This is a genomic window from Psychrobacter sp. R86515 (assembly GCF_042466315.1).
GTDB lineage: Bacteria > Pseudomonadota > Gammaproteobacteria > Pseudomonadales > Moraxellaceae > Psychrobacter.
Window position 1 is genome coordinate 3,098,629 of sequence record NZ_JAXHCC010000001.1, and the last position, 21,150, is coordinate 3,119,778.

Below are 21,150 nucleotides of genomic sequence, written 5' to 3' on the forward strand. Positions count from 1 at the left end.
TGTTCTATAAAAATAATGTATTATTTAAAAAATCTTGACACCTATTTATATCTATCTATCTTAATATTTCTATTATGCAATTAACCTTAACTATTTATTAAAACACCTATTACTGTTTTCTCTTTGTAGAATAATAGGTCCAAAATAAAAATCCTCTGTGTAGTCAGACTTTAGTCTCAAGGATAGAATCATTAAATAATAACAATAAACATAATCGCGCAAATAAACTAAGGAAATGTGATGTCGAAGCAAGTCGAATTAGTGCTAGGAGCCAATACGGTTATCGAAAACACCAAATGTTCGATCGCATTTTCTACTACTAAACCATTAGAGTTCGGACAGCAGCTTGGGCTATTGTGGTTGCCATTAGATGCCAATCGTAAAGCAGTTTGTAGTCCTGCTTATTTACATGAGTCTAAAGACTGGGCTCAGCTCAAGACCAAAGACAATCCAAGCACATGGCAGTTAGATTTACCCCAGTTATTTGATAAAAATAATGTTAGTTTCTTACAACTGATTGCTTATGTTTATCATGAGCCAAGCCTAAACTTGCCAGCGGTAGAGTTAAATGACGTAAGCCTCACGCTCAATAATGGAGATATTCTCTATAACTTCACAACAAACGAGCGGCATGTCAAAGCGGCGATTATATTAGAAATATATCAGCGTAATGGACAGTTTAAATGTCGAGCGCTTGGTGAGGCATCAACGCAAGGCTTGGCGAGCCTTGAACATCATGTACAGGTTAGTCTGGATGTTCGTCCACCTAGCACACATACGCTTATTCAAGAAGCGCAACAGCAGCAGCGTACTCAACCAAACAACGAAGCTCGCCCTCCTCGTCATGTACGAGCAGGCGAAACTTGGACAGGAACAGCGTTTGCTATTGATCCCTATCATTTGCTCACCTGCTATCATGTGATTGAGTCAGCAGCGATGGTTGGCGTACGTCAGCAAGGTCAGCCTGATCGCGAGGCACAAGTCGTACTCAGCGATATCGGAAGCGACTCAGCTATTATTAGAGTTAGTGATCCTTTGCCTAGCTACCTTCCATTGGCGCAGCAGTGTGTTGATATATTGGGTGAGACCATTACCACACTGGGGTTTCCGTTGTCAGGACTGAGTAGCCAACTGCAAGTCACTCAAGGCTGTATATCAGGATTGACAGGTTTAAATAACGATATCCGTCATATGCAATTCACCGCACCCATTCAGCCTGGATCTAGTGGTAGTCCTTTATTATTGCCGACTGGAGAGGTAGTCGGTATGGTCACATCAAGTCTGGTTCATGAACATGCACAAAATATGAACTATGCAGTGAAATTTCAGTTATTATCTGCCCTACTGGCGAGCGCTGGCATCAGTTTGGAGCACACGACTGATTTGACCAGTACTACGCCTCTTACAACACCTCAGCTAAGCAAGCAAAGTCGCAGTGCCTTATGGCTGGTTGGCTGTCAGGGTTAAAAATCTACGACGACATATAATTAAAAGCGCCAAGGAATATGAATGTTAAATGAGCAACACAGTACGACCATCACCCTACCCCGTGGTACGCTAGATCTAACTTATCAAACCAACTCAGCCACCAATAAAAATGGCGTAGAACAACGCGACCGTTATCAATTAGAAGATTTGCTAGGATTTGCACAGCGTATTAATCCAAAACGGGCGTTTTTGTTTGTCTCAAAAGTGCTAGGTCGTCATATTCCCGTTGCGCCAAGCACTATGCGAAACGCATTTACTGATTTGGCTGACTTAGTGCCTAATGACTTGCCTGAGCCAGTACTAGTCATCGGTATGGCAGAGACCGCTGTTGGTCTATCTGCTGGCGTCCATCAGGCACTACAAACGCGCTATCCTCAAGCTCTGCTATTAAACTCTACGCGTCATGCACAGCACGATGAAAGTAGTGATGCAAATGGTACTGACTCCTTGCTGACGACATTTTGTGAAGACCACAGTCATGCTAGCCAGCATTTGATTTATCAGAGCAAAGATAGCGTTACTCAAGCGCAGCTACTGGTTAGTAAAACACTGATTATGGTCGATGATGAAGCCTCAACGGGTAATACCTGCGTTAATGTCGTCACTGCGCTGCGTGAATCAGGGTTGAACCAGTTAGAGCAAGTGCATCTAACAACATTGGTCGACTGGTCATTAGATCAAGAAAAACCTAATCCACAGTCAGATGCTAAGCCTGCACGTATGGCGGATCGTCTCGCTGGTATTGAGTTTCATCGCCATCATTTACTGTCTGGTGCATGGCAATGGACAGATGCTCCTAATCCTGAACCCATTATAATGCCATCAGTTGATACTACTGCTGCTGGTAGTCAAGCGCTCGATGATACGGGTAATTGGGGTAGGTTTCCAACACTAGACAGCACAGAAGGGTTTGCTAACTATCTTTCGAGGTTTCAGGCTACATTCACATGCTTCAATGATCAAGAAAACTTTGATGTTGCTCAGCTACCAAAAAGAATCTTAGTCTTGGGTAGCAATGAGTTTGTGTGGTTACCATTTCTATTGGCTGAATGGCTTGAAGTAGAGTCTAAAAAACTGAGCGGAAATACAGCTACCATGGTTAATTTTAGCGCATTAACACGTTCACCAATTGCGCTTGGTGGAGCGATTAACACGATGCTGAGCTTTAGCGATAATTACGGGCTTGGTATGACCAATTTTGCTTATAACGTTGAGCCTAGTGATTGGGATTTGATTGTGTTGTGTATAGAAACATCAGCTGATAGTGTGGATGCTATGTGGCGAGGTTTGGATAATGTGCTGGTGGTGAGCCCTAGTCATTAAACTGCTCTCTAATTTTCAAACCTATTATTTACGGACGACGCCATGACTACCTCATTCTTTAAAGCTAGCCCAGACATCATTCAGCCTTATGCCTTGATGGATTTGGATGACACGTTATTCCAAACCCAGCGTAAAATTGACGCATGGGACTTACCCACTACTGAACCTGAATCTTTGGTATGTGCGACGGTCAATAAACAAGACGAGCCTTTGAGTTTTATGAGCCAGCGCCAAGCAAACTTTTTTAATTGGTTGTTAGCTAGCACCGAATTAATCGTAGTAACGGCGCGGGATCGTAGTGAAATCAAACGCGTTAAGCTGCCATTTGACAGTTGGCAAGTATTAACCCATGGAGCGATTATTTTAACGTCTGACGGAGCACTGCTGAACAGTTGGCAGCAGCATATGTATAGTAAGCTTGCGCCATTGCAAGATAAGCTTAACCAGTTAAGTCAATTGTTTACCAGTCATAGTCAAAGCGAGCAAAGTCATTTATTATTTACACCGCATATCGATAGCTTTAATAATGGTTCTGATGATGAAGAGCTAACCATTTATCTGGCTATCAAACATGCGCAGAAAGACCATCAAGCGCTCGTAGATTTAGCTGAGAAACTACCCACTCTGATACGTGATTTTGATCAAGATTTCTATGTACATGTGAATGCTAATAACCTAGCGATATTGCCCCATGCGGTTCACAAGCGTCATGCGGTACAGTTTTTATTAGAGCATCATTTAGACCATCAGCGTCCCAGTTTTGGCTTTGGTGATAGCTTAGCTGACCTGCCTTTCTTGCAGTTATTGGACTGGTACGGTATGCCCAATCATGGCCAACTGCATGAGCAATACCAGTCTAAATTGTCAGGCTAAACCATCAGTTTAAACTGCAGCCACGCAAATCCACTGTTATCATTAAGAGTGCTATTATTCATACTATGACTTTACCTAATATACAGACAAAAAGAGCTGCTCTGCAAAACTATGGCTCAGGCAGCTATCTTGCAAGCGATGTCACTGTCCTACTCGATATGGTGGATAAGGACGCGGTTGCCGATGTGCCCGTCAGTCAAAAAGAAGCCCTTATCCAAAGCGGCCAACGCCATTACTCTGACATGCTGACTTTAGAGCAAGCACCTACTGCAATGCATGAGCAGCTATACAAGCAGGCATTAGAGCAAGGGTCAACAAGAACCGCGACCGATATCGCTCATTTATCTCATACGCTATATCATGTTTTTCAGCAAAATGTGAGTGATGAACATCCACTGATTTTGGTCAGCTTGGTGCGAGCTGGTCTGCCAATTGGGGTGTTATTGCAGCGTGCGCTATCGGATACAGACAGTAGCTATCACCTGCCAAGTGTACATTATGGCATCAGTATCATTCGCGATCGTGGTCTTGATCCAGTGGTTCTGCAAATGCTACTGGAGGCTTATCCAAATAGTCCGATTGTATTCGTCGATGGTTGGACAGGTAAAGGCGCTATTTATCAAGAGTTGGCTCGCAGTCTAGAGACGTTTAGTGATTCTACTCATGTTAATTTTGCCAACATTTTTCATCAAGGAGCTGACGTCATTCCGTTACTGACCCTTGCTGATCCGGCTGGCGTTGCTTGGCTCGCGGCAAGTGAAGAAGACTGGTTAATACCATCTGGTTTGTTGAATAGCACCGTATCGGGATTAATTTCACGTAGCTTATATACAGAGCCGTCATCAGGCCTGCATCGCAGTGTCTTTTATGATGATTTAATTGAGGTAGATCACAGCTTGGCATTTATCGATCATATCGATGCCGTGAGACGATCATTGGCTACTACTCCAGCCCGTTTACCGACTTACCAGCAGCCACGCTACCAGACTGCGGCGCTGATAGAGACGCTGGCAGCAGATTATCATATCGTCAATCGCAACCGTATTAAGCCGACTATTGCCGAGGCAACACGTGCCATATTACGCCGTGATCCCGAGCGTATATTGCTCGCCACTGCTGAGCACCCTGATACCATACTGCTACGCCATTTATGTGCGCAACGAAACATCACTATCAGTGTATTAGGTGATAAAATACTGCCTTATCAAGCCATCACGCTTATCAAGCAGCGCTCCCAAGACACTTAATACATTTAACGGTATTAAGTACTTTCTTTTTCGTTCTCTTATACTCTCTACTTATGATGCCAATTATGTCAGATATGCTAAAAACCGAGTCAGACCTTTACAATGATACCCAATCTTATGCGCATCTGATCACTGAGCGTCATGCGATGGTCAAACCGCACACGCACCATCCATATCAGCTCGGTGCTAGCTTGTACATGCCTGCGACTCGCCAAGATATTTGGCAAGTTATCAAGCGAGATAAACTACCGACGATCAATAGTATTATTATCTGTCTAGAGGATGCGGTCAGTCAGCAGGATGTAGAGTTGGCGCTTGAGCGTTTGCACACTCTACTGGATACTTGGGCTGAGCATGTGAATAGCATCAATGCGCCATCTAAATCGGCAAAGATTCATGCTCAGCATCCGACACGTCCACTAGTCTTTATACGTCCACGTAGCCCGATGATGCTACAGCAACTGGCTGACTATACCCATATTGACCTCATCGATGGTTTTGTTATGCCGAAAGTTGATATGTATAGCTTATCTAACTGGCGCATGGCTTGTCAGAACCTAAAAGTAGATCAACTACTTATGCCGACGCTCGAAACCGCCGCGCTGTTTAATCCGCATCACAATCAGGAGCTTGCCATCGCTTTTAAAGAAGCGTTTAGCCAGCCAGTTTTTGCATTGCGTATCGGTGGCAATGACTTATTCGCAGCATTGCGCTTACGTCGCCCAAAAAACAGTATTGTTTACGATTCACCTATCGGTACGTTGGCTTATCAAATGCTGGGCTGTTTTGTGCCGCATGGTTTTTATCTTACCGCGCCAGTATTTGAGTATTTAGATCAGCCGACGCTGTTTATGCAAGAGCTGAACCGAGATGTCAGCTTAGGGATGGTGGGCAAAACTGTCATTCATCCAAGCCAAATCGCCCTAGTACAGCAAGCTTACTGTGTGCCACTGAGTACACTGGATGAAGCACAAGCGATCCTTCACACTGAGGCCAAAGCAGTATTTAAGTACAATAATACGATGCTAGAGCCTGCGACGCACCGTGCTTGGGCGACTGAAATTGTCAATCGTGCAGAAGCCTTTGGAACCATTGATGACGGACATAGCCAGTATAGCTCACGAATGTAACTGTTATCGCTGACATAGCTAGCTATCTGCCGTTTAACAACTTGCACCATACAAAAAGCCGCTATCAAATAATAGGTAGCGGCTTTTTTATATAGATATTTGCTTAGGGTTCTGTATAGATATGAGGCTTCAAAGCTTTCGAACAGTACATATATTAAGCACAACTTTCCAAAAACTGACGAAGTACTTGGTTCACCTGATCTGGCTCTTCTACTGTCGATGTATGACCCGCACCTTTAATAATAGCAAGCTTGGACCCAGCGATAGCAAAATGCATGCGTTCAGATTTGGCATAAGGCGTGGCGGCATCTTCATCACCAACCATAATAAGTGTCGGCGTTGTAATCTCACCCAACTGCTCATAAGTACCGGTACGCTCAATCACGCCCATTGTTGCTTTGACCACGCCGCCTTTGCGATTGCTTTGTAGCATCGTTAGCCACTGCTTACGGTCAGATTTGCGCAGTTTGTCTGCCAAAAACGTACTGCCAAACATAATCGGCATCACCTTATTACTCACACGCTTCATACCTAGCCAGCGAATCGCTTTGACCAGCTTGCGATACTGAGGTATGTTTTTTGGATCTTCAGGGTCAGCAGAGGTTTCTAACAGCGTTAATGACAACAATAACTCAGGACGTTTGAGCGCGATACGTTGAGCCACGAACCCGCCCATAGATAGCCCAACAAAATGACATTTATCAATACCAAGCGCTGCAAGTAAGCTCAGCGTATCTTCTGTCAACGTCTCCATATCATAGCCAGACTTAGTAACCTGCGACTGACCTTGCCCGCGAAAATCAAAAGCAATACAACGGTAGTCTGTTTGAAAGTGCTCTACTTGCTTATCATACATCTGTGAGCTCCACAGTAGACCATGAGCAAATACGATAACAGGCTTTTGTGTGTCATTCGGTGCGCTGTCTTCGTAATAAATATCAGCGTTATTTACAGTGATAGTTGGCATAACCACGTCCTTGTTTGATCAATGAAAAGTTCGAGCGTACCCTTGTGTCTTTTACGACTCTTTTACGCTCAACCTGGCATATTAGCATAATCCATTAGCCCCTTAGGTCATAGCCTTTTTACGAGCCAGTCGTTTTGTCCCATTAGCTAGCATCAGCTTTTACGATAGAATAGTAAAGTTTACCAGTATATAGATGTGTCTTAAGCGCCCAAAAAACACGCTTTTATAATCATAGCAAGCTGCTATAGTAATCAGTATTGAACCATTTTTACCTTTATCTCAAAGTATTGTCATTGATACAGAATATTAAAACAGTCATTTAATATAAGGAAATCTCAAATGTCACAGTCTCTCGTCGATTATCAAGTTGAAGAGCACATTGCTACTATTACCTTTAACGATCCAAAAAGCTTAAATGCCTTTGGCACACCCTTAAAAAACCAAGTCTTGATAGCGCTAGATAAAGCGGCCGCAGATGATCAAGTACGGGTGATTATTTTACAAGGGGCTGGTGGTAACTTCTCAAGCGGCGGCGATATAAAAGAGATGTTGTCTGAAGGATTAGACAAGGATATTGTTTCAAACAAATTAAGAGGCATGGTAGAAGGTGCAGGCGAAGTCAGCTTAAAATTACGTCATATCCATAAGCCGATTATTGCCAAATTAGAAGGTGCTGTGGCAGGTGCTGGCATGAACTTGGCGCTTACTTGTGACTTCCGAATTGCCGCAGACAATGCGAAGTTTGTACAAGCGTTCGTTAATATCGGCCTAGTTCCAGATGCAGGTGGTATTTACTTATTAAACCAATTGGTTGGTGCAGCAAAAGCCACTGAGCTTGTGATGCTAGGAGATAAACTAAAAGCCGAAGATATGGCGCGCTTAAATCTAGTGAACAACGTGGTTAGTGCTGAAGAACTAGACGCCACCGTCCAAGCATTGGCGCTACGATTGAGCCAACTGCCAGGCAAAGCATTGGCCGCTATGAAAGAGAGCTTCAACGTACACGCCTTCGCTGGTTTGAGCGCGGCGTTAGATACGGAAGTAGAACAGCAGACCGTAATGGCAAAAACCGATGACTTTATCGAAGGGGTTAGCGCCTTTATAGCAAAGCGTAAGCCTGTATATCAAGGTAAATAATTGGGTAGTAGGCTGGTTGATTTGACGGCTAAATGTATTCCTAACCAGATAATTCGCTATTTATAGTATCAAAAAAAGGGCTGCCAATGAGGTAGCCCTCTTTTCGTTTATGTCTACGGTTAAGAAGCAGACGCTGACTTATAGTGATACGGTAAGGTAAATATCTTGTCAAAAATAAAGGTAAATACGAAATTATAAATTAAGAAAAACACCAGTAAGGCGGCTTCCATCATAAACGCTTGCAGCAAGCCAACGTGATACCAGACCATGTATAACGGTAAGCAAATCAAAACCAAACCAACTTCAAATATCAACGCATGGACACTACGAATAAGCAGCGTACGCTCTGCTATTTGCCTGCGCTCCTCCCACGTCTCAAAAGCGGTGTTATATACAAAGTTCCAAATGATGGCAGCCAGCGATACCATCATCGCAACGGGCAATGATTCTGACGCATCGCTATTGCTGAGCTTCATCAATACAAAGGTAGAGGAAATAATTGCAACAATCTCAAAAACAATTACGTAGACAATACGACGTTTAAACGGTGATAATGTAATCATCAACCAAGACTCCAAAGCACCTGTATTTAAACAGCAAAGTGCATATCAAAGTATCGGTCCGTCCCGAGATAAAAAAGAGAGATGAAATGCAGAGCCACGGTTTCCGCCTGCAATTATATTATACAGAAGATAACTGAGAAAATCAGCTAGTGCTTATATTGAGAAGCATAAACTGGTTTCTCAGAGGGAGTAGTTAATAAGATTTATGTTTATTTTATTTTCAAATAGCTATTTCACCACTCACTTTTATAAACGTAAAATAGTTTGAAATTAATAAAAGGAAAAATGCTCATCTGTTATTTCTGGATTCAACTTTTTCTGCAATATCTATCACAACCTTAACTTCACTTTCATTCTCTATTTTTTCTTGTTCCTTCTTGCTCTCTAGAACTGGCACATAACGTATTCTAGGTTTTTTTATGATAACTGTTTGGTGTCTAGCTAGCATATCTCTAAAAATTTCATATCGCCATATAACTAACATTTTATTCTTAGTGCTATTCTCAATAGACCATACAAAAGTCATAAACAAAGTTTTTGTGCCAAGAATTATCAGTATAACTGTAAGCCAAATTAAAAATAGTGTTGCACCAACCGAATTTACATTAGTAACTAATTTCTCTGTAGAAGACGTAATAACTTTAGAAAATAAAGTCACAAATGCAACTAAAATCCCCGCTGTAAAACTTATGAGGATAGGATTTTTGACGATCGAAAATATTATCGAATCTATATCTCTAGTAGAAGGCTTTCTATTGTTAATATTAGACTCTACTTTTTCAATTAGACCTTCAATATCATTATCAGTTAAAACAATTTCAAGCCAAATTTTCTCAAGCTCAAACCTAGCTACGAAAAAATTTTTACTTTTTAGGTTAGCAAGGTGACTGGTATCTATATTTAGCTCAGCCTTCATTCTATTTTGTATAGTTTCAATTTTTTTTGGTGATAGTAATAAGAAACCGATAAATAGAGCAACTATCTGAAAAAGCCAGCTAATTACTGCTGATATTAGAAGAAATAGAGTGACATCAAAATCAATAAAAATTTTAGTCGCGTTATTGAGCATGAATAACAAGAAATACATTAAAGTTGAACAGAATAATAATTTTATTAGCTCAAATATGAATTTACCTTTAATATCTTTATCACCGGGCAACCATGAATGAAATATGCAAAAATAATGATGCACTATACCAATAATATGAGTATTGGTGACTTTATAATCTTCTAGACTATCGTTTATATTTTTGTCACTAATTTCTGACTTTTCATTTTCTTTGTCACTACCATTCGAATCCGCCATATCACTTCCCCCAAAATTAATTTTGTTAATTATCAATTAATATAAGAAGGGTTACAATCCAACATCCGTCGGTAAACGACACTAAATGTCGTGAAGAAAATTTAAACAAAAACCCCGCATCATCACGATACGGGGTTTTTATTTATTCAAAAACGTTTGGCTTAAGCATCAACCAAGACTAGCTCAATTGAGCAACATTGATCTTGTCTGCTTCTTCAGTATAGTCTTCCATACGATCGAAGTTCATGTATTGATAGACTTCATCGCCCATGCTGTTTAGCATGCCAGCATACTGCTGATACTCATCGTTAGTCGGCAACTTACCAAGTACCGCTGCGACTGCTGCAAGCTCTGCAGAAGCTAGGTATACGTTAGCGCCTTGACCTAGACGGTTCGGGAAGTTACGAGTTGAGGTCGATACCGCAGTAGATTTCGGTGCGATACGTGCTTGGTTACCCATACATAGTGAACAACCTGGCATTTCAGTACGAGCGCCGGCTTGTGCATAGATGTTGTAGTAACCTTCTTCCATCAACTGACGTGCATCCATCTTAGTAGGTGGCGCAATCCATAGACGAGTCTTCAGGCTACCTGCTGGTACGTCTTGTAGCAATTTACCAGCGGCACGGAAGTGACCGATGTTGGTCATACATGAGCCAATGAATACTTCATCAATCGTATCACCAGCCACGTCTGCTAGCGTTTTTGCATCATCTGGATCGTTCGGGCAGCAAAGGATAGGCTCTTTGATTTCGCTCATATCGATAGTGATGTCGATCGCGTATTCAGCATCGTCGTCAGCACGCATGAGGCTTGGGTTAGCCAACCACTCTTGCATTTGCTCAACACGGCGGCTGATCGTACGTGCATCGCCATAGCCTTCTGAGATCATCCACTTAAGCAGCGTGATGTTTGAGTTTAGGTACTCAGTCACTGACGCTTCAGACAAAGTGATGGTACAACCAGCAGCACTACGCTCAGCTGAGGCATCAGACAATTCAAACGCTTGCTCAGCGGTCAAATCTTCTAGACCTTCGATTTCAAGAATACGGCCGTTGAACTCGTTGATTTTACCTTTCTTATCAACCGTCAAATAACCTTCTTTGATCGCTTGATAAGGGATAGCATGTACTAGGTCACGTAGGGTGATACCAGGCTGACGCTCACCAACAAAACGAACACGGACAGATTCAGGCATATCAAGTGGCATTACACCAGTTGCAGCTGCGAAAGCAACTAGACCAGAACCCGCTGGGAACGAGATACCCATTGGGAAACGAGTATGCGAGTCACCACCAGTACCAACGGTATCTGGAAGTAGCATACGGTTCAACCATGAGTGAATGATACCATCACCTGGACGTAAGCTTACGCCGCCACGATTCATAATAAAGTCAGGTAGTGTGTGCTGAGTCTCAACGTCAACTGGCTTTGGATAAGCAGCAGTATGACAGAATGACTGCATCACGAGATCCGCTTGGAAGCCCAAACATGCCAAGTCTTTTAGCTCATCACGCGTCATCGGACCAGTCGTATCCTGAGAGCCGACCGTAGTCATTTTAGGCTCACAGTACATACCTGGACGTACGCCTGTCAGGCCACAAGCTTTACCAACCATTTTCTGGGCAAGCGTAAAGCCTTTACCAGTATCAGCTGGCTCTTCTGGCTTAGCAAAGATGTCTGAATGACCAAGACCCATGTATTCACGAGCACGGTTAGTCAAACCACGACCAACGATTAATGGAATACGGCCGCCAGCACGAACTTCATCAAGCAATGTTGGTGAGTTTAGTGAGAACGTTGATAGTACTTCATCAGAGTCATGCTTAGTGATTTTGCCTTCGTACGGATAGATGTCAAACACATCACCCATGTTTAGGTTATCAACTGCCACTTTTTCGATTGGCAATGCGCCAGAATCTTCCATCGTGTTGAAGAAGATAGGAGCGATATTGTTACCAAGTACTAAACCGCCGCCACGTTTGTTTGGCACGTTAGGGATATCTTCACCCATCAACCACAATACTGAGTTGGTTGCAGACTTACGGCTAGAACCAGTACCAACAACATCACCAACATAGGCTAGCGGATGGCCTTTTTCTTTCAGTGCTTCGATTTGCTTCATTGGGCCAACAACGCCCTCTTCGTCAGCATTGATACCGTCGCGAGAGTTTTTGTGCATGGCTAGTGAATGCAATGGGATATCAGGACGGCTCCATGCGTCTTGCGCAGGTGACAAGTCATCCGTGTTGGTTTCGCCAGTTACTTTGAACGTCGTGTAAGTGGTTTTCTTTGGTACTTCAGCACGGTTCAAGAACCATTCTGCGTCAGCCCAAGACTGAATCACTTCTTTAGCAATAGTGTTGCCAGCTTCTGCTTTTTCAGTCACGTCATTGAACGCGTCAAATACTAGCAAAGTTTTCTTTAATGCTTCAGCAGCGTCTTGTGCAACTTCGCTATCATCTAGTGCAGCAACTAATGGCTGAACGTTGTAGCCACCTTGCATAGTGCCTAGAATTTCAACGGCTTTTTGCTTGCTGATAAGTGGTGATGATGTTTCACCCTTTAAGATAGCAGCCAAAAATGCCGCTTTAACGTATGCTGCTTGGTCAACACCAGCAGGGATACGGTTTTCTAATAGGTTCATCAAGAACGCATCTTCGCCTGCAGGCGGGTTCTTTAATAATTCAACCAACTCTACTACTTGTTTTTCATTTAGTGGTAGGGGTACAGTTCCTAGCTCAGCACGTTCTTCGACATGTTTACGATAAGCTTCTAACACAATAGTCGTCCTCGTCAGTTGGGGTGTAGCACATTACGTGGGTAGTCAGCATGACTGCCTGCGTCTATATACTATATGAAATAATTATCCGTGCAATCATAGCTTAAAACGCTTTAAATGTTAATGGCTCAGCTCTGAAAAGGCGCATAGTAAGGCCATATTGAACATTTATTATAAAAATAGTGTCATCAATAATATGATTGTAGCGCTCATTATAACTGGCATTTGCCTGAATACGCTTATCAATAAGTACTTGCTTTATGACTGAGCAGACACCATATGACTGATATACGCTTTTGTAAGAAACAACTTCGATAAAATCTCGCTTAAAAAAATGTAGCAACTTAGATTTATTAATAGTCGATTGATTAGTAGTCGATTTGGTGAAAACATTTTGGTAAAAATATTAAGGACGACGATATGACTGATGGCAATACGGACAACAATCCTAACTATGGCAATGGTCTCAAGGTACGCACTGAGGTCATGGGTGAGCAGCATGTCAAACGCTCGCTTGATGCTGCCACAGGATTTACCCAGCCACTGCAAGACTGGATTATTGAACACGCTTGGGGCAGCACTTGGCAAGATGACTCAGTATTACCGCGTAAGTATCGCTCGTTAATCACTATTGCCTTTTTAATTGCCCAAAAAAGCCCAAATGAGTTGAAAGGTCATATACGCGGTGCCATTAACAACGGGGCTAGTGTCGCCGAGATTAGAGAAGTGCTCATGCATAGCTTGCCGTACTGCGGTGCACCTGCCACTCAAGAAGCGTTTCGCGCCGCCATAGATATACTGAATGAGTTGGAAATCGATATAGATATTTAAAACTATGGTCGTCCGAGCAATCATAGTAATCTTAACAATATTGTTTAAAAATTGACGACCAAATTTCTGCTATAATATCTGCACTCATAAAACATTCTGATAATTCCATAAACCCTTATAATATAAAGGGTTAAGAGATAACTCCATTATGACAACTGCCGTACAAACACATGTACCTGCTGCTAAGGCCAAACCAAAAAAAGCCATCCAAGGCGAAAAGCTGCGTGGCTATGACAAAGTTGCCCGTATCCCAATTAAGGTGATCCCGACTGTCGAGGCAAAGAAAAAGCCTGATTGGATTCGGGTGAAAATGTCCTCGCCTGCTGAAGTCGCTCGTATCAAAGCAACCTTGCGTGAGCAAAAGCTTTATACCGTTTGTGAAGAAGCGGCCTGCCCTAACCTGCCACAGTGCTTCGCTGATGGTACAGCCACCTTTATGATTATGGGTGATATCTGTACGCGTCGCTGTCCGTTCTGTGATGTAGGCCATGGTCGTCCTAATGAGCTAGACAAAGATGAGCCGCGTCATACTGCTGAGACGATTCAAGGTCTACAGCTTAAATATGCCGTAATCACCTCTGTCGATCGTGACGATCTAAAAGACGGCGGTGCTGGACATTTTGTAGAAGTGCTAAACGAATCAAGAGCACTTAGCCCAAACTGCTTGATTGAAATCCTAGTACCAGATTTCCGTGGCCGTATGGATATCGCATTGGATTTACTGACAGAGACTGCACCAGATGTGTTTAACCACAACATCGAAACCGTGCCACGTCTATACAAAGCCTTCCGTCCAGGTTCTGACTATCAGCATTCGCTAGATTTGCTTAAGATTTATAAAGAGCGTCGTCCTGATATCGCCACTAAGTGCGGCTTTATGGTTGGCCTTGGCGAGACAGAAGAAGAGATCTATGCCCTACTCGATGATCTAAAAGCTCATGATGTAGATATGATTACTATCGGTCAGTATCTACAGCCTAGTAAAAACCACGCGCCTGTCGATCGTTATGTCCATCCAGACGAGTTCCAACGCTATATGGACTACGGTAAAAAGATTGGCTTCTTTAGCATTTGGGCAGGTCCAATGGTACGCTCAAGCTACTTTGCAGATCGTCAGTACTACGGCGAAGACTGCCCAGCACCTATCCGTAGCAAAAAAGCATTAGAAGCTGAAGGTAAACTCGGCTGCTAATTTAGCAATAAAGTGATGTGAAAGTAGTTGCGAACAGCAGTCGCTAAAACATTTCTTAAGAATATTAAAAAGGGTGAATAACAAATTTGTTATTCACCCTTTTTTTGAGCTTTGTTAGATTTAAGAATGATTAAACCTAACGCTTTACACGGTTAAAGTTGGCGTTGGCTTTCCAGCTGTTTTTATATTGAATGCAGCAATACCAAGGACAATAATACCACCTGCAATACCAGTCGTAATCTCAGGATAAATCAATAGTAAAGCACCAATAGCTAAGATGACACGAGTCACCGTATTCATACCGCCTCTGAAGTAGCCTTCAAGTGCTGAGCTCAGCGCAATGACACCCGTCACCGAAGTCACTACCACTGTAATGATATCTACAATAGGTGGCAGCGGGAAATCTTTTGCCGTAACTGCTAAACCGGTTGGATCTATCATCAACATCGTTGGATTATAGATAAACATAAACGGCACGATGAATCCTGCGAGGGCAAGCTTGAGGGACAAGAACCCTGTTTTCATCGGATCTCCACCGGATATACCTGCACCCGCAAAGGCTGCAAGACACACAGGCGGTGTAATATTGGCAAAGATACCAAAATAAAAAACAAACATGTGCGCTGATAAGATTGGAATATCAAAACCGGCCAATGCTGGCGCAGCCATCGTCGCCGTAATGATATAGGCAGGAATAGAGGGTAGTCCCATGCCCAAAACCATTGATGCCAACATCGTTAAGATAAGCGTAAAGAATAATGATCCTGCACCTAGCGTAACGATAGAGGATGTCATTACCGTACCAAAACTGGTCAGACTCACAACACCAATGATAATACCGACGACCGCACAAGCAGCCATAACCGCTAACGACTGTCGCGCACCATCTTCTAATGCACCCAAAATATCAGAAAAGCTCATTCGCGTTTCGGCACGTAGCATACTAATCACAACGGTAAAGCCAATGGTATAAGCTGCTGCATATCCTACAGGTACGTTTCTGATTAATAAGAAAATCAAGAAGACAATCGGCAATAGCATGTGACCGCGGGCTTTCAATACTTCTTTGACCGCTGGTAAATTTTCTTTGGCGATACCTTTTAGATCGCGACGTCCAGCTCGGAAATGCACCTGCGCGATGACGCCTAAATAGTACAATATCGCTGGTAATAATGCTGCTAAGGCAATCGTGCTATACGGCAAGCCTGTTGTCTCAGCCATAATAAAGGCACTGGCACCCATAATCGGTGGCAAAATCTGTCCACCAACCGAAGCACTGGCCTCAACTGCACCCGCGAAATCTTTATGATAGCCAACCTTTTTCATCAACGGAATGGTAAAGGCACCCGTACTAACCACATTTGATAAAGCTGAGCCATTGATACTACCCATAAAACCACTAGAGATAACCGCTACTTTTGCAGGTCCACCCTTTTTATGACCAGCGATGGCCAATGCCAAATCATTAAACAACTGACCCATTCCCGAACGTGCTAAGAATGCACCGAACAGAATGAACAAGAAGATAAAGGTGACCGATGCACCAATCGCAACAGAATATAGACCCTCTGTTTTTAAGAATAATTGACCAAAGATATCACCCATATCATAAGGGCGAGTCAAAAGTCTGTCAGGCATAAAGTCTAGATGACTGACAAATGGATAGGCCAAAAATATGCCGGCCAAGATTGGCAAAATCCACCCAGTGATACGGCGACTGCCCTCTAGTACGCAGACTACTGTAATCAAAGAAAATATCACATCGACCTGATTTGCCATACCGCCACGCGAGGTCACGATATCTTGATATTCATAGATGAGATAGCCCATACCGGATAGAGACAGGGCAAACCAAATCCAGTCATACCATGCCACTCGTTTGCGACTGCTTTTTTTGCTGGCTGGAAAAATTAGGAATATCAATGCAAAACCAACACCTACATGCACAGAGCGCTGTAGCAATGCTGGCATTGGATTAAAAGTGATATATAAATGAAACAGTGAATAGAGTATACAAATGCCAGCAATAAAATATTTTACTGGTCCTTGAGTGATATGACGCGTGATTGACTCTCGGTCATATTTTTCCAATACTGCTCGGTTGACCGCATCCGCCTCAGCATCGTTATCAACTTGAGCATCTGGCATGGTAGTCACACTACCTTGATCCGTCACTTGGGAGTTCATGACAAAAGTCCTTTTTAAATCTATCAATTAAATCATACGTCTTAGGCATGATCACCACTTCAGAATAGTCTGGCACCCACTGGTGAATCAAGAAACGATGACCACCATAATCCATTTCACCTTTGGTCAGTCTAGATACGACCCAATTAAGGCGAGGCAGTTTTTCGTTGATTTGATAACCCAGATAGCCAGGCTTTTGTATAGGAGCGAGCATTTCGGTGGAGGGTGTCCCCGCACCGAACGCTTCAAAATAGGTCGTGGTCAGTAACAGCTCCGCACCTTCTGTGCTGCTGCCGTCTATGCGTTGATACTGCTCTTCCCACCACTGTTTTTCTACAGAATGTATCCAACGTAGCTGAAAGTCAGGCTCAGTGAAATAGCAAACCTTATCATCAGCACCGTCTACGCCTGCGACTCGCACTTCGACGACAGACTGAAGCGTAGAGCCTAACCATAGCGTAAAAAAAAATAGCGTAAAAAAAACCAGCGCTGCAATAAATGCCGCGCCAGTTGATAACCATAATAAATTACTTGGCTGCTTGTTCGTCATAGTACTTTTTAGCTCCAGGATGGATTGGGGCTACCATGCCATCACGAGCGGTTTCTAGACTGATATCATTGGCCGCTTGGTGAGCTGTTTTTAGACCATCTAAATTATCGAACAATGCTTTGGTTAGTTTATAACCATCCGCTTCAGATAGGTCAGAGCTAACCAATAGTGCATTCATAATTGCTGCAGTTGGTACGGCTGTTTCGTTGCCATAAGTACCAGCAGGAATCTCAAAGGTTTTGAAGTAAGGCTTGGTCGCGATGATTTCTTTTAACTTGTCTTGGTTGATAGTGACAATCTGTAAATCTAAGCCCTGCTCTAACTCCATCAAAGATGAGTTTGGTAGGCCGCTACTAAAGAATGCCGCTTCGATCTTACCTGCTTTCATACCATCAGCGGCTTCAGCAAAGCCTAGATAATCAACGGTGACGTCATCATATGTGATACCAAACCCTTCAAGTAAAGTACGAGCATTGACTTCTGTACCAGAACCTTGATCGCCTACCGCAATACGCTTGCCTCGTAAATCTTCAATGTTTTTGATACCAGATTTTTTCGAGGTTACGATTTGCACCACATTAGGGTACAAAACAGCAATCTGCTGAATGTTAGTGATTGGCTGCTCAAAGTTGTTTTTACCTTCGACAGCATCCGTAACCACGTCACTTAGTGCCAAGACCATGTCGACCTTGCCTTGGGTCAATAGATTGACGTTTTCAACCGATGCACCAGTGGTTTGAGTTTTTGAGTTTACGCCAAAGGTTTTGACATAGACTTCCGACAACGAAGTACCAATAATGTTGTAAGGGCCAGACGCACCGCCAGTAGCGATGGTCAAAAACTTAGTATCAAGCTTATCTGCTGCAGTATCCGTTGCCGCGCTATCTGCAGATGCAGTATCACTGCCCTCTGAGCTTGGAGATGAGCATGCAGTTAGACCTAACGCAGCACTCAACATAGCTGACAAAAGTAATGGGGATTTTAAAGAATTAAGCATTGAATTCATCCTTGAAATGGTCGATTTTGTACGTTTAACAATATCCGTATTTATACATAAATACGTTACAGACGAGTAATAATATAGTAATTCTGTCAATAAATAAACCTTAGCTTACTTTCTCTTTTTCTTTCAATACCTTATATTTAAAGCTATCAGAGAAAATATAGGGCATTCATTAATTAAGCTAACATATACGTATGTTTTGCTATGCGAAACAAAGTTCCATTTAATAAATATTAAAACAAAAATTGTCGCTATTGTAAACCTTTATCGATATCTGGAAAATATTGTCATATCGCATTATTTCTTGGGAATTTTTAGATATAGCAATTAATGAGAATTCTCTATTTATAACTATCTCAATTTATAACTATAAGGACAAAAGTTCTGCTATATTTTATCTGAGCTATTTTTTGGTTCAGGATATTACATGGCACTAGTCTGTGTCTCTCTTTTATTAATCTACTCGGATAGTCCTTATGACAATACCCCACACGGAAGTACTGGCAACGTTATCTGCTGATATTGCTATCATCGGTGGCAGCGGTCTCTACCAAATGTCATCACTGACCAACAAACGCAGTGTAACGATACAGACGCCTTATGGCAGTCCATCTGATGATATTGTCTTAGGTGAGCTTGAGGGAGTGACCGTTGCTTTTCTGACACGGCATGGTCAGGGCCACAGACTGACCCCGTCCGAAGTGCCTTATCGTGCCAATATCTATGCGCTAAAAACGCTTGGGGTACGTTATATTATATCCGTATCAGCAGTTGGCTCATTACAAGCGCATCTTAAGCCATTAGATATGGTCGTGCCTGATCAAATGATCGATATGACCAAGCAGCGAGTAAGTACTTTCTTTGGTGAGGGTGCCGTCGCTCATGTATCTATAGCTGACCCGCTTTGTCCTGCTCTAGCAGAACTCTTGACGCGCGCTTATGACCAAGCAGATATTGCAGAAGGTAGCAGTCATTCTAAAGCAACTTATATTTGTATCGAAGGGCCTCAATTCTCAACTCGGGCAGAGTCAGAATGGTATCGTCAGATGCAGGCAGATATCATTGGTATGACCAATATGCCAGAAGCCAAATTGGCTCGTGAAGCCAGTATTGCTTATGCCACATTAGCTCTGGTGACAGACTTCGACTGTTGGCATCCAACGGAAGAAGCCGTCAGTGCCGACTATGCGATAAAGAACCTCATGAAAAATGCGGACAATGCTCAAAAAGTGATACAGAAAGCCGTGGCTTTGATTGCCGCTGAACTGCCTGATTCAATCGCTCACAATGCCCTCGCACAAGCGCTAGTCACACCTATAGATGCGATGGACGAGCATACCAAGATTAGACTGGCCGCCTTGCTAGCGTAATTTTAGTGCGTCTTTTCCATCTTTAACTGACTACTGCTAATCGATTTAGTCTTAATCTGATTTCAATTGAATCAAAAAAGGCCATTATGTAAAATAATGGCCTTTTTATAATTAAGCATGTATATTTAAATTTATGCTAAATACATTACTTTAATGTTAACAACAACCACCTGCACCAGATACTAACATCATAGGTTGAGTAAATGGCATTAGCTCACCGCAGCCCGCAAAAATACCGTAGTGGCGACTGTCATCACCGATAAACTCAAAATGCGGCGCAAAGCGCGACTCTTGCAGCATGCGAAACGTATTGCCACATACTGGAAATACCCGACCAGCTTCGATAGCATGATGTTTATCGAGATCAAAACGATGCGGGGACTGCTCGATAGTTCCTTTATATATCACCGCTTGTCCGTGATCTTCGCAAGCATCCTCAAGCGAGTCAATTTTAAATAAGCGGTAAGTTGCAGAGAAAAACTGAATATCACCAATTTTAGCCGCCAAAGCAGGATCTGTAATCTCAAGTGGGCGATCTTCAACCAAACGTACGTCTAAGAATCCTGCATCTCGTGACAAACGGTTAAAATCCTTCCAATACAACGCGCCGCTTAAACACTCTCCATATAAGACTGGGTCATCGATTAAGTGTTGCGGGATACGGCGATCGGCATAGACGTCAGAAAAATAGAACTCTCCACCAGGTTTCAGCAAACGCTGCACACTGGCCATGACCGCGGCTTTGTCTGGTGATAGATTGATAACGCAGTTTGAGACGATGATATCGAAGCTATTAGCTTCAAGGTCTAGCTCATCTAGTTTCTCGATATAGCCATGTAAAAATGTCACATTATCATAGCCAAAATTCTCGATATGATAGGCTTGATGCTGTCTGGCAACGGCTAGCTGTTCATCGGTCATATCAACACCGACTACGTGCCCACTCTCACCAACCAATTGCGCCAATGCGTAGACATCTCGGCCTGAGCCACTGCCCAAATCTAAAATTCGGCAGCCTTCGAGCAGTGCTGGACATACCAGACCGCAGCCATAATAGCGATTCAATACTTCATCGTGAATATTCGCGAGTAATGGCTTGAGCCACTCAGGCATATTACTAATATCACAACAAGCCGAAGTCTTTAAATCATCGGTACTCTGTAACTCTTTCCCATAGTAATTTTGCACGACGTCATGCATA

The 21,150-nt window shown here is 42.9% G+C and carries 17 protein-coding genes; 9 read left to right on the plus strand and 8 right to left on the minus strand.

Annotation, left to right across the window (positions count from 1 at the left end):
- The first annotated feature begins 240 nt into the window (after positions 1-240).
- From SJY28_RS12675 to SJY28_RS12695, 5 genes are all read left to right on the plus strand, one after another.
- Entirely contained in the window at positions 241-1,467 is a 1,227-nt protein-coding gene (locus tag SJY28_RS12675; RefSeq protein ID WP_379544728.1) for a serine protease, read from the plus strand.
- A gap of 42 nt (positions 1,468-1,509) precedes the next feature.
- Positions 1,510-2,811 (plus strand): phosphoribosyltransferase domain-containing protein, encoded by a 1,302-nt coding sequence (locus SJY28_RS12680; RefSeq protein WP_379544729.1) that lies wholly within the window; start codon positions 1,510-1,512, stop codon positions 2,809-2,811.
- A gap of 42 nt (positions 2,812-2,853) precedes the next feature.
- Positions 2,854-3,684 (plus strand): HAD hydrolase family protein, encoded by an 831-nt coding sequence (locus tag SJY28_RS12685; protein ID WP_379544730.1) that lies wholly within the window; start codon positions 2,854-2,856, stop codon positions 3,682-3,684.
- A gap of 65 nt (positions 3,685-3,749) precedes the next feature.
- On the plus strand, positions 3,750-4,931 hold the full coding sequence (locus tag SJY28_RS12690) for a cysteine protease StiP domain-containing protein (RefSeq protein WP_379544732.1): 1,182 nt from the start codon (positions 3,750-3,752) through the stop codon (positions 4,929-4,931).
- Positions 4,932-4,996: 65 nt separating this feature from the next.
- Positions 4,997-6,061 carry an HpcH/HpaI aldolase/citrate lyase family protein gene (locus SJY28_RS12695; RefSeq protein ID WP_379544734.1) on the plus strand — a complete coding sequence of 355 codons (1,065 nt, stop codon included), beginning with the start codon at positions 4,997-4,999 and terminating at the stop codon, positions 6,059-6,061.
- Positions 6,062-6,215: 154 nt separating this feature from the next.
- Here SJY28_RS12695 and SJY28_RS12700 read toward each other — a convergent pair whose 3' ends face one another.
- A complete protein-coding gene (locus SJY28_RS12700) occupies positions 6,216-7,028 on the minus strand; it encodes an alpha/beta fold hydrolase (protein ID WP_379544735.1) in 813 nt (270 codons plus the stop codon).
- A gap of 339 nt (positions 7,029-7,367) precedes the next feature.
- Here SJY28_RS12700 and SJY28_RS12705 point away from each other — a divergent pair, with 339 nt between their 5' ends.
- Positions 7,368-8,165 carry an enoyl-CoA hydratase/isomerase family protein gene (locus SJY28_RS12705; protein WP_379544736.1) on the plus strand — a complete coding sequence of 266 codons (798 nt, stop codon included), beginning with the start codon at positions 7,368-7,370 and terminating at the stop codon, positions 8,163-8,165.
- 119 nt (positions 8,166-8,284) lie between these two features.
- Here SJY28_RS12705 and SJY28_RS12710 read toward each other — a convergent pair whose 3' ends face one another.
- From SJY28_RS12710 to acnB, 3 genes are all read right to left on the minus strand, one after another.
- On the minus strand, positions 8,285-8,728 hold the full coding sequence (locus tag SJY28_RS12710) for a PACE efflux transporter (protein WP_379544737.1): 444 nt from the start codon (positions 8,726-8,728) through the stop codon (positions 8,285-8,287).
- A 289-nt stretch (positions 8,729-9,017) separates the two neighbouring features.
- Positions 9,018-10,034: a hypothetical protein gene (locus SJY28_RS12715; protein ID WP_379544739.1), complete on the minus strand. Its 1,017-nt coding sequence runs from the start codon at positions 10,032-10,034 to the stop codon at positions 9,018-9,020.
- A gap of 178 nt (positions 10,035-10,212) precedes the next feature.
- Positions 10,213-12,816, minus strand: coding sequence for a bifunctional aconitate hydratase 2/2-methylisocitrate dehydratase (acnB, locus tag SJY28_RS12720; protein ID WP_379544740.1), 2,604 nt, complete (start codon positions 12,814-12,816; stop codon positions 10,213-10,215).
- A 420-nt stretch (positions 12,817-13,236) separates the two neighbouring features.
- On the opposite strand from acnB, the gene SJY28_RS12725 reads away from it, so the two are divergent.
- Both SJY28_RS12725 and lipA read left to right on the plus strand, forming a co-directional pair.
- Positions 13,237-13,647 (plus strand): carboxymuconolactone decarboxylase family protein, encoded by a 411-nt coding sequence (locus SJY28_RS12725; protein WP_379544741.1) that lies wholly within the window; start codon positions 13,237-13,239, stop codon positions 13,645-13,647.
- A 148-nt stretch (positions 13,648-13,795) separates the two neighbouring features.
- Positions 13,796-14,839: a lipoyl synthase gene (lipA, locus tag SJY28_RS12730; protein ID WP_057760861.1), complete on the plus strand. Its 1,044-nt coding sequence runs from the start codon at positions 13,796-13,798 to the stop codon at positions 14,837-14,839.
- A 144-nt stretch (positions 14,840-14,983) separates the two neighbouring features.
- Here lipA and SJY28_RS12735 read toward each other — a convergent pair whose 3' ends face one another.
- From SJY28_RS12735 to SJY28_RS12745, 3 genes are read right to left on the minus strand one after another with little or no spacing between them, the layout of a single operon-like run.
- Positions 14,984-16,987 (minus strand): TRAP transporter permease, encoded by a 2,004-nt coding sequence (locus SJY28_RS12735; protein ID WP_238050775.1) that lies wholly within the window; start codon positions 16,985-16,987, stop codon positions 14,984-14,986.
- A gap of 10 nt (positions 16,988-16,997) precedes the next feature.
- Positions 16,998-17,576, minus strand: coding sequence for a DUF1850 domain-containing protein (locus SJY28_RS12740; protein WP_379544744.1), 579 nt, complete (start codon positions 17,574-17,576; stop codon positions 16,998-17,000).
- A complete protein-coding gene (locus SJY28_RS12745) occupies positions 17,554-18,573 on the minus strand; it encodes a TAXI family TRAP transporter solute-binding subunit (RefSeq protein ID WP_057760864.1) in 1,020 nt (339 codons plus the stop codon). The genes SJY28_RS12740 and SJY28_RS12745 overlap by 23 nt, the downstream gene beginning before the upstream one ends.
- A gap of 482 nt (positions 18,574-19,055) precedes the next feature.
- Here SJY28_RS12745 and mtnP point away from each other — a divergent pair, with 482 nt between their 5' ends.
- Positions 19,056-19,949, plus strand: coding sequence for an S-methyl-5'-thioadenosine phosphorylase (mtnP, locus tag SJY28_RS12750; RefSeq protein WP_379544746.1), 894 nt, complete (start codon positions 19,056-19,058; stop codon positions 19,947-19,949).
- Between the two features lie 156 nt (positions 19,950-20,105).
- Here mtnP and SJY28_RS12755 read toward each other — a convergent pair whose 3' ends face one another.
- Complete coding sequence (locus tag SJY28_RS12755; protein ID WP_379544747.1) at positions 20,106-21,149, minus strand: methyltransferase domain-containing protein; 1,044 nt, start codon at positions 21,147-21,149, stop codon at positions 20,106-20,108.
- Between the last annotated feature and the right edge of the window lies 1 nt (position 21,150).

Excerpts from the sequence above, each read along its gene's own strand:
- SJY28_RS12690 (WP_379544732.1), top strand. The coding sequence starts at position 3,750 with ATGACTTTACCTAATATACAGACAAAAAGAGCTGCTCTGCAAAACTAT.
- SJY28_RS12735 (WP_238050775.1), bottom strand. The coding sequence starts at position 16,987 with ATGCCAGATGCTCAAGTTGATAACGATGCTGAGGCGGATGCGGTCAAC.
- SJY28_RS12745 (WP_057760864.1), bottom strand. The coding sequence starts at position 18,573 with ATGCTTAATTCTTTAAAATCCCCATTACTTTTGTCAGCTATGTTGAGT.
- SJY28_RS12685 (WP_379544730.1), top strand. The coding sequence starts at position 2,854 with ATGACTACCTCATTCTTTAAAGCTAGCCCAGACATCATTCAGCCTTAT.
- SJY28_RS12705 (WP_379544736.1), top strand. The coding sequence starts at position 7,368 with ATGTCACAGTCTCTCGTCGATTATCAAGTTGAAGAGCACATTGCTACT.
- SJY28_RS12675 (WP_379544728.1), top strand. The coding sequence starts at position 241 with ATGTCGAAGCAAGTCGAATTAGTGCTAGGAGCCAATACGGTTATCGAA.
- SJY28_RS12740 (WP_379544744.1), bottom strand. The coding sequence starts at position 17,576 with ATGACGAACAAGCAGCCAAGTAATTTATTATGGTTATCAACTGGCGCG.
- SJY28_RS12700 (WP_379544735.1), bottom strand. The coding sequence starts at position 7,028 with ATGCCAACTATCACTGTAAATAACGCTGATATTTATTACGAAGACAGC.
- SJY28_RS12715 (WP_379544739.1), bottom strand. The coding sequence starts at position 10,034 with ATGGCGGATTCGAATGGTAGTGACAAAGAAAATGAAAAGTCAGAAATT.
- SJY28_RS12725 (WP_379544741.1), top strand. The coding sequence starts at position 13,237 with ATGACTGATGGCAATACGGACAACAATCCTAACTATGGCAATGGTCTC.
- SJY28_RS12680 (WP_379544729.1), top strand. The coding sequence starts at position 1,510 with ATGTTAAATGAGCAACACAGTACGACCATCACCCTACCCCGTGGTACG.
- lipA (WP_057760861.1), top strand. The coding sequence starts at position 13,796 with ATGACAACTGCCGTACAAACACATGTACCTGCTGCTAAGGCCAAACCA.
- mtnP (WP_379544746.1), top strand. The coding sequence starts at position 19,056 with ATGACAATACCCCACACGGAAGTACTGGCAACGTTATCTGCTGATATT.
- SJY28_RS12710 (WP_379544737.1), bottom strand. The coding sequence starts at position 8,728 with ATGATTACATTATCACCGTTTAAACGTCGTATTGTCTACGTAATTGTT.
- SJY28_RS12695 (WP_379544734.1), top strand. The coding sequence starts at position 4,997 with ATGTCAGATATGCTAAAAACCGAGTCAGACCTTTACAATGATACCCAA.
- SJY28_RS12755 (WP_379544747.1), bottom strand. The coding sequence starts at position 21,149 with ATGCATGACGTCGTGCAAAATTACTATGGGAAAGAGTTACAGAGTACC.